Source organism: Staphylococcus sp. HMSC06C11, from assembly GCF_001808345.1.
Classification (GTDB): domain Bacteria; phylum Bacillota; class Bacilli; order Staphylococcales; family Staphylococcaceae; genus Staphylococcus; species Staphylococcus capitis.
In genome coordinates, this window is sequence record NZ_KV793038.1 from 146,562 (window position 1) to 159,125 (window position 12,564).

The window sequence follows — 12,564 nt, forward strand, 5'->3', positions numbered from 1 at the left end:
ATTTTTCAAAAACAAAAAGACTATAAACACTTATATAAAAGCATTTATAGTCTATATTTATTCAAAAATAAAACAAAGATATTTATATTAGATAAATATTATTTACATTAAAATTACATTCAAGAAGGCATAAATAAATTCTCATTAAAACAAAAAAACCACTGAAATCTTCTTTTTAAGAATCATTTCAGTGGTTAGGTTATTATTTGTCGTGCAAGGTTTATATGGCGAGTTGTTTCTTTAGGATAAGTGTCGATAGTACAATACAAAAGGCGCCACCAATAATACCTGCAATAATATCAGTAGGATAATGAACGCCTAAATAGACTCTTGATGTTGAAATTAATAATATGAATAATGCACTTAATCCTATTAACACACCTTTAGAAATACCTGAATCATGGCGATTTAAAATGTAAATGATGCTTCCAAAGTATGAGGTTGCGCCCATTGCGTGTCCACTAGGAAAGCTAAATCCAGAAATATCAATTAAACGTAGGAGTGTTGGACGTTCTCTGTCGAAAATATTTTTAAGGACAGGATTAAGTATGCTTGAAAGACCCATTGCTATAGCAAAGAATAATGTTTCAATTTGATAACGTTTTAACATTAAATATGCTACAAGTGTGAGTGATAGACATAACATGGCCCAAACTTCACCAATTTTAGTCGCACCTAGCATAATTGATGTAGTGATAAAACTCTCTGATGCATAAATAAAATCATAAACCTCATTATCAATCCACTTTCCTAGACGAGATTCATGGAAAAATGCGATTATCCCAAAAACGAGTGTGAAAACAATGAGTAATGAAATGCGCGTCCAACGGTTCATGCTTGGTGCCCCCTACTTATTTAATGCATCATGTACAATTTTATCAAATAAATCTTCTTTAGTGTAACTTTCTTTATATGTTTTCATTTGTTTAATGATATCTTCACGATTTGTTTCAATATCATTTAACTCTTGTAATAAACCTACTTGAGTTAGTTCATCTTCAAGTGTATATCGGCCATAGCCTTTCGATGAAAAGTTTTTAGCGTTATCAATTTGGTCTCCACGAGATTGATCTAAACCTAATGGGATTAATAACATAGGTATTCTTAATGTTAAGAATTCATAAATCGCATTTGCACCGGCACGACTTACTACTGTATCTGTTATAGCTAATAAATCAGTTAAATCATCTTTAACAAACTCATATTGAACATAACCTTTTTTATCAATAGTGTTATCAACTAGTCCTTTACCAGTTAAATGGATAATTTGATAATCATGTAATAAGGCCTCTAGATTTTCACGAATTGTTTCATTGAGTTTCTTACTACCAAGACTACCACCCATGACGAGTAAGACCTTTTTATCTGTGTTAAAACCGGTTAATTGATAACCACGTTCTTTATTACCTTGTTTCAAATCCTCACGAACGGTTGCGCCAACAAAGTCAGCTTTGTCTTTAGGAAGATATTGAAGTGTATCTTCAAATGTCGTATAAATTTTTTTAGCGAATTTAAGTGCGATTTTATTCGCAAGCCCTGGTGTTAAATCAGATTCGTGGATGATTGTAGGTATTTTTAGTGAGCGGGCTGCAATGACCACAGGAACGCTTACGAATCCGCCCTTTGAAAATAATAAATCAGGTTTATGTTTTTTTAGAATTTTACGTGCATCTAACACGCCTTTTAATACTTTAAAAACGTCTTTAGCATTTTCAAATGATAAATAACGACGTAATTTACCACTAGAAATAGGATAGTATTTTATATCTGGTAGTTGAGATTCAATCATCTCTCTTTCAATTCCTTGTTTAGAACCGATATAAAACGCTTCATGACCTTTTTCCACAGCAGTAGGAATAAGACTCAAGTTAACAGATACGTGTCCTACTGTTCCTCCACCGGTAAATGCAATTTTCGACATAGTTACAACCTCTATTCCTATATTTTTTTATAATAAGCGTAAAATGGTGCGCCTCTATCGAAAGGATGATAATCCATTTCTGCTTCTCCAGCTTTAGTAAATCCAAATTTCTCAAAAAGATTTTGCGCGGGTTTATTTAGCGCAAACGTGTCAGTAAGAATAACATGTATGCCATGTTCCTCTGTTAAATCTACCGCAAATTGGAAAAGTTCAGTTGCTGCACCTTTATAATCTTTTGATCCAGCTAATCTATGGATAACATAAGCACCTTCACGATTAACTGGCCATTCAATGTCATCATACCACTCTGATTGTGTTTGGTCGATAACAATAAAACCGTAAATTTTACTATCTACATCCAATACATAAAGTGTTTCGGTTTCGATGTCTTTCTCAAAATGTTCGGTTACAGGGTATTTATCGTCCCATTGATTATTATTAAATTCTTTCATTTTTTCTTTTGCTTCATCAACGAGTTTTTCAATTACAGGTAAATCATTTTTTGTTGCTGTTCTAATCATCTTGCCAAAACACCTCTTTTTTATAGTATTAAAAAAATGATACGCCCCATTTCTTATATAATTTAACAAATGAGGCGTATTTTAAACTTATATAACTAAAGTCGCTAACTATTATATAGATTGTATTAAATAAATGAGCGATACATTCTCTCTAATAGTACTTTAAGTCATATAAATAAGATTTAATCAAACCTATATTTACTTTTCAAACAATATCTTACTTAAGTTTTTTAAGTAATTTGTCTAATACAGTATCATGTTTATTTGACTTTTCAACTAATTCTTGAGTGAATTTATCATTTGTCTTTTTATCAAATTTTCCGGTTACTTCCAAATGATTGTCTTTCTGGAAGGATTTAATTGCAGATTCTAATTCTGAATCAAATTGGTTAGACTCATTATTCACTTTATAACCTAAGGCTGTGAGTCCAATTTTCATCGTTTTAACATTCTTATTCTCGTCACCTAAATGATAAGTTTTATTATTAGGTATAACGTTAAGAGATTGATATTTAGGTGTAGCTATTTTACTGTCCGGTTGAATACCTTTACCATGAATATAATGACCATCAGGTGTTAACCATTTCATTTCAGTATATTTTAGTAATGAACCATCACCGAATTCACGTGTAGTTTGTACAATTCCTTTACCAAATGTTTTAGAGCCATAAACCTTAGCTTTATGATAATCTTTCATAGCACCTGTAAAGACTTCTGATGCACTTGCTGAACCATCATTTACTAAGATAGAAACATCCATATCTTTTGCTTGTTTCAACGAATCATTTGATGTTTTCAATTGCTCCTTATCATCGCCTTTTTCTAATTGAACAACTGTTTTTCCTTTATCGATAAAGATGTTCGCCATTTTAACAGCTTCGTCTAGAAGACCACCAGGATTGTTACGTAAATCTAATACTATTTTACGTACACCTTGTTTGTGTGCCTTGATAATTGCAGATTTTAATTCTCCAGATGTATTACTTTGGAATTTATTAATAGTAAAGACACCAACGTTGCCTTTTTTCTCGTATTCGACACTCTTAACATGAATCGTATCACGTTTAATCTTAATGTCTTTTTCTTGAGAACCTCGTTTGATAGTTAAAGTTACTTTAGTACCTTTTTTACCTCTGACTAGTTTTACGACTTGGTCTAATGGTTTGCCTTCAACAGATTTACCATTAACTTTCGTTACGACATCTTTCGGTTGTATTCCTGCTTTTTCAGCTGGTGAGTCTTTCATTGGACTGGTAATACTAATTTGATCATTTTTCTTCTGCATTTCTGCGCCAATACCAACGAAATCTCCTGACACACCTTCATTGAATTGTTTAGTTTCCTCAGAAGTCATATATTCTGAATATGGATCCTTTAATTCTTTAACCATTCCATCAATTGCTGATTGTGTTAATTTATCTGAATCTTGCTTTTTATAATAATCTTTATTTAGCGTCTTATATACATATTCTATCTTTTTTAAATCTGCACGTTGATCTTTATTGAGTCCGCTCATCTTATGACTAATCAATATCGTCGCGGCCACAGTGATTCCTGCTGTTATTAAAATAACTCCAAGAAGAATCAACAGAAACTGCCAAATTTTAAATCTTACTTGTTTGTTTTTATTTTGAGAATTTGATTGACTTTCGTCGTCTTGTTGTTGTGCATCATTACGTTCTGAATCATTACTCACTTTATCACATCCCTTGTACTTGCTAAATTTATATTAATCATTATGTATATGCTCTTAGTTCTCCCTTTTTTATGAAAATGAAGTTAGAAAATATATAAAATAGACAACTTCTCCAACTGTGAAGCAAATTAAGCGAGGACTACTCTTCATTATTATATAACTATGTTTCATATACATGAGTCGTAAGATGTATCTTAAATTAATTTGAAAAATTGAGAATCATGCTAACATATGTAAATGATGGCTTTAATTTATATACAAAATCAAACAAAAATGTGGGAGTGAAATAGTATTCAACTTTAATCGTTTGAACACAAAGTTCACTCCCTTTTTTTATTAGTAAAAACTTTGTTTAATTTTAAAATTTTAACCATTCAGTATACTCTTCGTATAAATCATCAAAGACATACATGGGTACAGTAAACTCACTTTGAGTTTCAATGTACTCTGAAAGGACGTTGAAGTCATCTTCATGTTTAGGAAATGCAAGGTCATCAAAGATTTGCTCAGCTAATTCCCCTTTATCGTCTTTACGACCACGAACAGTCATAACAAATTGATAGAATGAGTAATTTTTAACCATTAGCTTACAGTCACATCAATAACTTGAGTCTCGCCTTTAACAACTGCTTCTACATCTTCTAAATGAATAGACTCAGTTTGGTCAGAATTTGTGATAATAATTGGTGAAATGACTGATTTAGCATTATTTTTAATATATTCTAAATCAAAACGAATAAGTGGGTCGCCTACCTTCACAGTGTCACCACTTTCGACTAATACTTCAAAGCCTTCACCATCAAGTTGAACAGTATCTAGACCAATGTGTACGAGTAGTTCTAATCCATTGTCTGCTTTAAGTCCTACAGCATGCTTTGTTGGGAAGACATTGTCGACCTTGCCTTCAATTGGTGCAACGACTTCACCTTCTGTAGGATTTATACCAAAACCCTCACCCATCATTTTTTGTGCAAATACAGGGTCAGGAATATCTTCAATTTTCACATATTCACCTGTTAACGGTGCGTATATTTTAATATCTTTATTGATTTCTTTGCCTTTTCCGAATAATTTTTTAAACATTGTTGTTCACTCCTATTTTTCAAAGTGTGGAATTAAATCACCATATCCAAGTTCTTCTAACTTTTCATATGGAATAAATTGAATAGCTGCTGAATTAATACAATAGCGTAGACCACCGGTTTCCTTCGGACCGTCATTGAATACATGTCCTAAATGACTATTAGCATCTTCAGAACGTACTTCAGTTCTTATCATACCAAAAGATTTATCAACGAGTTCAATGATTTCATCATCATTTAATGCTTTGGAGAAACTTGGCCAACCACAGTTAGATTCAAATTTTTCTTCTGATGTGAATAAAGGTTTACCAGATAATTTATCAACATAAATACCCTTATCAAAATGATTCCAATATTCATTTTGGAATGGTGGTTCTGTGCCATTTTCTTGAGTGACAAGATATTCCATTTCATTCAATTCATCTTTATTTTTCTTAATCATTTTGAGACCCCCAATGTGATTCTATAAATGCTTTTCTGCCAGATCCACGTTGGTATTGCTCATAATGCAATGGATTTTTCTCATAATAGTCTTGGTGATAATCTTCAGCAGGGTAGAAGTTTTTATAAGGTTTGATTGGTGTGATGACAGGTTTATTAAATATACCTTGCTCTTCAATTTGTTGTTTTTTCAATTCAGCTGCCTTTTTCTGATTATCATCATGATAAAAGATTACTGGCTGATAACTTTCACCTCTATCGAAGAACTGACCACCATCATCTGTGGGGTCGAATGTTTTAAAGTAAACATCTAATATATTTTCGAAGGAAGTAATTTCAGGATCGTATTCAATTTGTACAGCTTCAACGTGACCAGTTTGATTCGTACAGACTTGTTCATAAGTGGGATTCTCAACGTGACCACCACTATATCCTGAAACGACAGATTTTATTCCTGGGTAAGAAGTAAATGGTTTTACCATACACCAGAAACAACCTCCTGCAAGCGTTGCATATGCCATAGTAGTACCTCCTTAAGTTGTCTCTTTTTTAATAATTTACGCTAAACACCATGTAATTTAAAGTATTTTACTCAACATTAAATAGCTAGAGTTTATCCTAAAGAATTAATCTCTAAGTACAACTAGACCAATAGCACCTTGACCTGTGTGAGTTGAAATAACTGGAGTTGTGACGTTGACATCAAATTGATCAAAATGAAAAGCATCGCTAAATGACTTTTTGAGTTTATCAACAAATTCAATCACATTCGCATGAGCAACACCTATTGATTTAACATTATGATTTTCAATAAATTCAGTTATTTCTTTCTTTAAATATTGAATGCTAGATTTTTGAGTTCTAGCATTATGAACAAGTTCTAATTTTCCCTCATTTAATGTACCTATGGGTTTAATCTTCATAATATTCCCTATTAAACCTTTAGTTTTACTAATACGTCCGCCCTTAATAAGTTGATTCAATTGCCCTATGACTACGAAAAGTTGAATATTATCGCGTAGTTTGTCGACACTTTCAACAATGTCAGTTGTAGGTGTTCCCTTTTCAACTAAATCAACGATGTGCTCAATTTGATAACCTAAGCCATATGAGATTGATTTAGAATCGATAACAGTAATTTTACCGCCTACCATTTGACTAGCTTGAACGGCAGTATTATAAGTACCACTCAGACCTGAAGATAGATGTATGCTAATAATCTCTACATCTTCTTTAATTAACTCTTCATATTTTTCTATAAATTTACCGATGGGCGGTTGACTCGTTTTGACGTCTGCATCTGCCTCGATATATTCAATATATTCTTTAGAAGAAATGTCTTCTTGATCAGTATAAGAATTACCATCAATAGTGATACTTAAAGGAATAACGTGAATATCATGTTTCTTTAAGTATTCATGTGATAAATCAGAGGTGGAATCCGTGACGATAACTTGTTTAGTCATAAATAGCCTCCTATTGGTCATTTCTGCGCACTAAATGTAAAAATGTATGCGGAATAGTATTTTTTTCATCTAATTGTCCTTCAACAGAACTCTCAACTTCCCAATCTTCAAATGTATAAGGAGGGAAGAATGTATCTCCTTGGAACTTACCGTCGACAACAGTGATATACATGTCATCAACTTTATCTATCATTTCTTCGAAAAGTGTTTGTCCACCAAAAATAAATACTTGTCCAGGAATATTATTAATTTCTTCAATAGAATGAATGACATCGACACCTTCGTGTTTAAATGAAGGATTATTTGTTAATACAACATTTCGTCTATTAGGTAAAGGTTTCCCAATAGATTCGAAAGTTTTTCTACCCATTACCAATGTGTGACCAGTTGATAATTGTTTAACGTGTTTTAAATCATTTGGAAGGTGCCAAGGTAATTGATTTTGATATCCGATAACTCTTTGTTTATCATGTGCGACGAGGATGGATAAAGTCATCGTCTTCCCCCTTTCTTATGGTAAATATGATTAGATTTCTATATTTTTATTTATAAAGTAAGTCAATCTATACCGCTATAGGTGCTTTGATAGCAGGGTGTGATTCATAATCCACAATTTCTAAATCTTCATAGTTGATATCGAAAATGGATTTGTCTGAATTTATCTGTAATGTCGGTGCTTTGTAACTCTCACGAGAAAGTTGAGTTTCAATAGCTGACATATGGTTTGAATAAATATGTGCATCTCCGAAGGTATGAACAAATTCACCTACTTCAAGTTCACATTCTTTTGCGATGAGATGAGTAAGTAAGGCGTAGCTCGCAATATTGAAAGGTACACCTAAGAAAATGTCAGCACTACGTTGATAAAGTTGGCAACTTAACTTACCATCTTGAACGTAAAATTGGAACATAGTGTGACATGGTGGTAGCGCCATGGTCTCAATCTCTGTAGGATTCCACGCAGACACAATATGACGTCGAGAATTAGGATTTGTTTTAATTTGCTCAATTACTGTTTTTAGCTGATCGAAGTGATTACCATCTTTATCTTCCCAGTCTCTCCACTGTTTACCGTAAACATTACCTAAATCACCATATTGACGAGCAAATTCATCATCATTTAGAATACGTTCTTTAAATTTTTTCATCTCTTCTTTATATTGCTCATTAAATTCTGGATCTTCTTGAGAACGATGTCCAAAGTTAGTCATGTCAGGTCCTTGATAGTCTTCAGAATTAACGTAATTTTCGAAGGCCCACTCGTTCCATATATTATTATTATATTTAAGTAAATATTGTATGTTTGTATCACCTTTAATAAACCACAACAATTCTGTAGCTACTAATTTAAATGAAACTTTTTTAGTTGTTAATAAAGGGAACCCCTTTGATAAATCAAATCTTAATTGATGACCAAACTTAGAAATTGTACCAGTATGAGTACGATCATCACGTTGATTACCTATTTCTAATACCTCTTCGCATAAGCTATGATACGCTTTGTCGAATGGATTATACATATGTACAGCTCCTTTAAGTAAATCACTTTATTTTAGTTATTATTAATAAATTATATTACTGAATATTATACTAGAAATCATTAACTGTTGATAGGGAGAGCTATTTAAGATGACAAATTTCTTTTTTTGGATAAAAAAACCGAGTTACATTGTGAAATGCTGTAACTCGGGGTAGTACAATTAAAAAATTATTGGCAATGGTCATCAAAAGCGTCTTTTAAATCCATTGCGATATCGTTAATATCTCTGCCTTCAATATGTTCACGTGGAATAAAGTGAACTAAGTTTTGCCCTTTAAACAAGGCATATGAAGGACTAGAAGGCACTTGTTGGATGTATTCACGCATTGTTTGTGTTGCTTCTTTATCCTGACCTGCAAAAACAGTTACTTTATTTGTGGGTTTCACTTCGTTTTGTTCAGCAACCGCTACAGCAGCTGGTCTAGCTAATCCTGCTGCACAACCACATGTTGAATTAATAACAACGAATGTTGTTTCATCATCTTTTAAGTCATTCATGTAACCCTTCACATCGTCACTAGTTTCTAAACTTTTGAAACCATTTTCAGTAAGTTCAGAACGCATTTGTTGCGCTAATTCTCTCATATAAGACTCATAGCCGTTCATATTAACACTCCTTGATACTTCTTTTGTCATTTATTATTAAACATTAAATAAGTTATCTTTTCCGATTAGCAATTTGTTTCCAAACTGAACCTAAAGCCTCATCTCCATTTTCTATTCTGGAGATAGCCATTTCTATTTGAAGTTTGACTTCATACGCTGAATCGTCTGCATGTGCTTTTAGTGATGCCAATTGTTCCTCATTACCCTCATCAAAAATAAACATCGCTGCACGCCATCTTACGATTTTTTGAGGGTCATCAAGTGCTTTTTCCATTTCTGGTAAAGCTTCTTTGAAACCTAAGTCACTAAGGCAATCGCCAGCAGTTCTTCTTACAGCTGGACTTTTATCGTGAAGACCTTGATAAATATAAGGTAAAATTTTAGGATCTTCAATCATCCCTAGTAGCACAACAGCTTCACGTCTTAAAGGGATTTTCTCTTCATTAAGTGCTGTTTCTAACAACGGGATATCATCAAATGTAGGTGTTGGAAATGCCTTAAGCATTCTGAGACGTGCTTTCCAATCTTGTGCTGACTCATACTCATCCAATGTGACATGTTGATAATGTTGTTCTGGAACTATAATATCAGTTTCAAGTGCTTCTTTAACTAGCGAATCAAGGCGTTCTTCGGGATAAAGTGCGATAACTTCTTCATAAACGCTCTCCATTACTTCTTCCACATTACCATATCGAATGCCGAAATCTTCCCATTTTCTCAAGAATACTACATTATCATTTTCTTTTTGGGCTTCTAGCATTTTATCGATATAAATTTCTGGTAATTGTTTACGTTGTTCATCTTTATTTGTTGTAATCTTAAGTTGATAAGGTATCCCTTTAAACATTAGAACTTCCGCACGAACTTCACCATAATGTTCGTCAGGTTGAGGTTCTTGATTATAGCTTGATTCATTATTAAGTGTTGAAGTGATTTGAGGTAAGACGTCTTCCCAATTGGCCTTTGGTTGTTTGTCTATTGCTAGGAAATCCATCACATAAAAGATGGATTTTACGCCTTCAAGTTTGAGAAGATCGTTAATAAATTGTGGTTGATTTTCTCTTACTTCAGTATAAGTATTGGATTGATTATCTTCTCTTTTTTCAGATAATACAATTTTCATTGTATTAGGACTAGGAGTAGGTTCTACACGAACAATCTCCATTTTTTAGCCCCCCTTTAAATAAAACGTTTATATTAATGATTAAAAGCTGCTTGAATTTGTGGTAATAAATCATCCCAGTTTGCGTCATCTTCTTTGTCAACTGAGATGAAGTCCATCACATAAAAAATAGATTTGACGCCATCGATATCGAATAATCGATTAATAAATTCTGGTTGCCCTTCTTTAGCAGAAGTATAAGTTGTTGAAGAATTATCTTGACGTGGTTCACTTAAAGAAATTTTCATAGTGTTGTGATTTGGTGTTTCTGAAATTGCTACGATTTCCATATTGGTGTCCTCCTATTGTAGCTCGTTCCCTATTTGTTTGATTTGTTTACCTACTGAACACTCATTAATGCAAAAATGATGCGCTTGTGTTTTACCTTGCGTTTTTCTGTTGTGCGCTTTTAGTGGGCATTGGTAACAATAAGTGTTCATGAGCTCGTCGATTTTATTAATCGCTTTTTGTTCTGAATAAGTGAGTATAGCCTCCACTTCCTTTAGCTATATACTTTATTAATGTTACATCTCTTATTTCACATGTTTGTATTATAGCATTGTTAGGGATGTATTTTGAAATAATCAATTTATATTTAATTATTGGAAGTTTGTTGCAAAAGGTACTGAGAAAGAATGCTGATTGAGTTGTATGTATTATGTAAATTTTAGTAACGCTATTGCATATTTTTGTTTTTTAAAGTAAACTAATTAGGTTATTTTTTCGCGGTTTCTAAACACCCGCTTTAACAAAATTTAGGAGGATGTAAGATGTTTAATGAGATTTTTGGTGTAGCTTCGTTTATAGTTACATTTATTTTAATGGTTCTCATGTATCGCTTTTTTGGTAAGCATGGTTTAATTGCATGGGTAGCAATGGGAACAATTATAGCTAATATTCAAGTCATAAAGACAGTTCATATATTTGGTATTTCGGCGACATTAGGGAATGTTATGTTCGCTTCTATCTATCTTGCAACAGACATATTGAATGATATTTACGGCAGAAAAGTAGCAAAACGTGCCGTTTGGTTAGGTTTTTCTTCAACATTAGTAATGATTATTGTAATGCAAATGTCTTTACACTTTATACCTGCACCTGAAGATACTGCTCAAGGTGCGCTTAAAACAATCTTTGATTTAGTGCCTAGAATTGCTTTAGGTTCAATCGTTGCATATATTATCGGGCAATATGTAGATGTGTTTATCTTTTCAATGATTAAAAAGATTTTCAGCTCAGATAAAACGTTTATTATACGTGCTTATGGTAGTACGATTTTAAGTTCAATTATAGATACAGCATTATTTGTTATCATTGCATTTGCCGGTACTTTACCTAATATGGCTGTGTTCGAAATATTTATAACAACTTACCTACTAAAACTTATTTCAACTATATTCAATGTGCCTTTCGGTTACATTGCTAAATCTTTCTATCGCAAAGGTAAGATTCAAAAACTTGATGAAGGCTATTAATTCTTAGTCGACCTATTAAAGGACTAAGTTAATTGAGACTGTCGATAAAGTCTAAGGACTTTGTTGACAGTTTTTTATGTGCGCGTTTTTTCAGGATCTTGTCTCAATATACAGGTATAAAACAAGTCTTTAAAGGTAATCATTTTCAAGAAAAAGTCAGGAAAGAAATGATTTGACCTGTCTATTTATAAATTTGCTACAATATAGTCAAACTTACAAACGAAGGTGTATATGAGATGGCAAAAATATACTTTGATGCTGCAACTAAAGGTAATCCGGGTAGAAGTGCATGTGCAGTTGTAATTAAAGAAGAATCTGAACGTCACGTGTTTACTCATGATTTAGGAGAGTTAGATAATCATAGTGCGGAATGGGCAGCAATGATTTATGCGTTAGAACATGCAAGAGAGCTCAATGTTAGAAACGCCCTACTTCATACTGATTCAAAATTAATTGAAGATAGTGTTAATAGTGGTCGTGTAAAAAATGCTAAATTTAAACCTTATTATGATAATATGGAAATTCTCGAACAAAGTTTTGATTTAATGTTTGTTAAATGGGTTCCTAGAGATAAAAATATAGAAGCAAACCAGCATGCACAACAAGCTTTATATAAATTGATTAAATAAAAAAAGAACAGGCTATAGGATTTCC

The 12,564-nt window shown here is 32.7% G+C and carries 17 protein-coding genes; 2 read left to right on the forward strand and 15 right to left on the reverse strand.

The window, feature by feature from the left end:
* Nucleotides 1-220 precede the first annotated feature (220 nt).
* From HMPREF3154_RS04210 to HMPREF3154_RS11240, 15 genes are all read right to left on the reverse strand, one after another.
* Entirely contained in the window at nt 221-835 is a 615-nt protein-coding gene (locus HMPREF3154_RS04210) for a phosphatase PAP2 family protein (protein ID WP_002433679.1), read from the reverse strand.
* A gap of 12 nt (nt 836-847) precedes the next feature.
* Nucleotides 848-1,921, reverse strand: a complete 1,074-nt coding sequence (locus HMPREF3154_RS04215) for an undecaprenyldiphospho-muramoylpentapeptide beta-N-acetylglucosaminyltransferase (RefSeq protein ID WP_002433989.1) — start codon at nt 1,919-1,921, stop codon at nt 848-850.
* A 17-nt stretch (nt 1,922-1,938) separates the two neighbouring features.
* Nucleotides 1,939-2,442 carry a GNAT family N-acetyltransferase gene (locus HMPREF3154_RS04220; protein ID WP_023350273.1) on the reverse strand — a complete coding sequence of 168 codons (504 nt, stop codon included), beginning with the start codon at nt 2,440-2,442 and terminating at the stop codon, nt 1,939-1,941.
* Between the two features lie 217 nt (nt 2,443-2,659).
* The gene (locus tag HMPREF3154_RS04225) at nt 2,660-4,138 is read right to left on the reverse strand and encodes a S41 family peptidase (protein ID WP_023350272.1); all 1,479 of its coding nucleotides are present in this window, start codon (nt 4,136-4,138) and stop codon (nt 2,660-2,662) included.
* 358 nt (nt 4,139-4,496) lie between these two features.
* Nucleotides 4,497-4,721 (reverse strand): YozE family protein, encoded by a 225-nt coding sequence (locus HMPREF3154_RS04230; RefSeq protein ID WP_002433965.1) that lies wholly within the window; start codon nt 4,719-4,721, stop codon nt 4,497-4,499.
* Entirely contained in the window at nt 4,721-5,221 is a 501-nt protein-coding gene (locus HMPREF3154_RS04235; RefSeq protein ID WP_002453251.1) for a PTS sugar transporter subunit IIA, read from the reverse strand. The genes HMPREF3154_RS04230 and HMPREF3154_RS04235 overlap by 1 nt, the downstream gene beginning before the upstream one ends.
* Before the next feature lie 12 nt (nt 5,222-5,233).
* Nucleotides 5,234-5,662: a peptide-methionine (R)-S-oxide reductase MsrB gene (msrB, locus tag HMPREF3154_RS04240; RefSeq protein WP_002433862.1), complete on the reverse strand. Its 429-nt coding sequence runs from the start codon at nt 5,660-5,662 to the stop codon at nt 5,234-5,236.
* Nucleotides 5,655-6,182: a peptide-methionine (S)-S-oxide reductase MsrA gene (gene msrA / locus HMPREF3154_RS04245; protein ID WP_023350271.1), complete on the reverse strand. Its 528-nt coding sequence runs from the start codon at nt 6,180-6,182 to the stop codon at nt 5,655-5,657. The genes msrB and msrA overlap by 8 nt, the downstream gene beginning before the upstream one ends.
* 105 nt (nt 6,183-6,287) lie before the next feature.
* Nucleotides 6,288-7,127, reverse strand: a complete 840-nt coding sequence (gene fakB2, locus HMPREF3154_RS04250; protein ID WP_023350270.1) for a fatty acid kinase binding subunit FakB2 — start codon at nt 7,125-7,127, stop codon at nt 6,288-6,290.
* A 10-nt stretch (nt 7,128-7,137) separates the two neighbouring features.
* On the reverse strand, nt 7,138-7,623 hold the full coding sequence (locus HMPREF3154_RS04255) for a dihydrofolate reductase (protein WP_023350269.1): 486 nt from the start codon (nt 7,621-7,623) through the stop codon (nt 7,138-7,140).
* Between the two features lie 67 nt (nt 7,624-7,690).
* On the reverse strand, nt 7,691-8,647 hold the full coding sequence (locus HMPREF3154_RS04260; RefSeq protein ID WP_002433615.1) for a thymidylate synthase: 957 nt from the start codon (nt 8,645-8,647) through the stop codon (nt 7,691-7,693).
* A gap of 188 nt (nt 8,648-8,835) precedes the next feature.
* The gene (brxA, locus tag HMPREF3154_RS04265) at nt 8,836-9,273 is read right to left on the reverse strand and encodes a bacilliredoxin BrxA (RefSeq protein ID WP_023350268.1); all 438 of its coding nucleotides are present in this window, start codon (nt 9,271-9,273) and stop codon (nt 8,836-8,838) included.
* Nucleotides 9,274-9,325: 52 nt separating this feature from the next.
* Nucleotides 9,326-10,438, reverse strand: a complete 1,113-nt coding sequence (locus HMPREF3154_RS04270) for a conserved virulence factor C family protein (protein WP_023350267.1) — start codon at nt 10,436-10,438, stop codon at nt 9,326-9,328.
* Between the two features lie 32 nt (nt 10,439-10,470).
* On the reverse strand, nt 10,471-10,725 hold the full coding sequence (locus HMPREF3154_RS04275; RefSeq protein ID WP_002433917.1) for a NifU N-terminal domain-containing protein: 255 nt from the start codon (nt 10,723-10,725) through the stop codon (nt 10,471-10,473).
* A 12-nt stretch (nt 10,726-10,737) separates the two neighbouring features.
* Nucleotides 10,738-10,932 (reverse strand): zinc-finger domain-containing protein, encoded by a 195-nt coding sequence (locus tag HMPREF3154_RS11240; protein ID WP_023350266.1) that lies wholly within the window; start codon nt 10,930-10,932, stop codon nt 10,738-10,740.
* A gap of 273 nt (nt 10,933-11,205) precedes the next feature.
* Between HMPREF3154_RS11240 and HMPREF3154_RS04280 the strand changes: the two genes are divergently transcribed.
* Both HMPREF3154_RS04280 and HMPREF3154_RS04285 read left to right on the forward strand, forming a co-directional pair.
* Nucleotides 11,206-11,910 carry a queuosine precursor transporter gene (locus HMPREF3154_RS04280; protein WP_049326462.1) on the forward strand — a complete coding sequence of 235 codons (705 nt, stop codon included), beginning with the start codon at nt 11,206-11,208 and terminating at the stop codon, nt 11,908-11,910.
* Between the two features lie 236 nt (nt 11,911-12,146).
* Nucleotides 12,147-12,539, forward strand: a complete 393-nt coding sequence (locus HMPREF3154_RS04285) for a ribonuclease HI family protein (protein WP_023350264.1) — start codon at nt 12,147-12,149, stop codon at nt 12,537-12,539.
* Nucleotides 12,540-12,564: the final 25 nt, after the last annotated feature.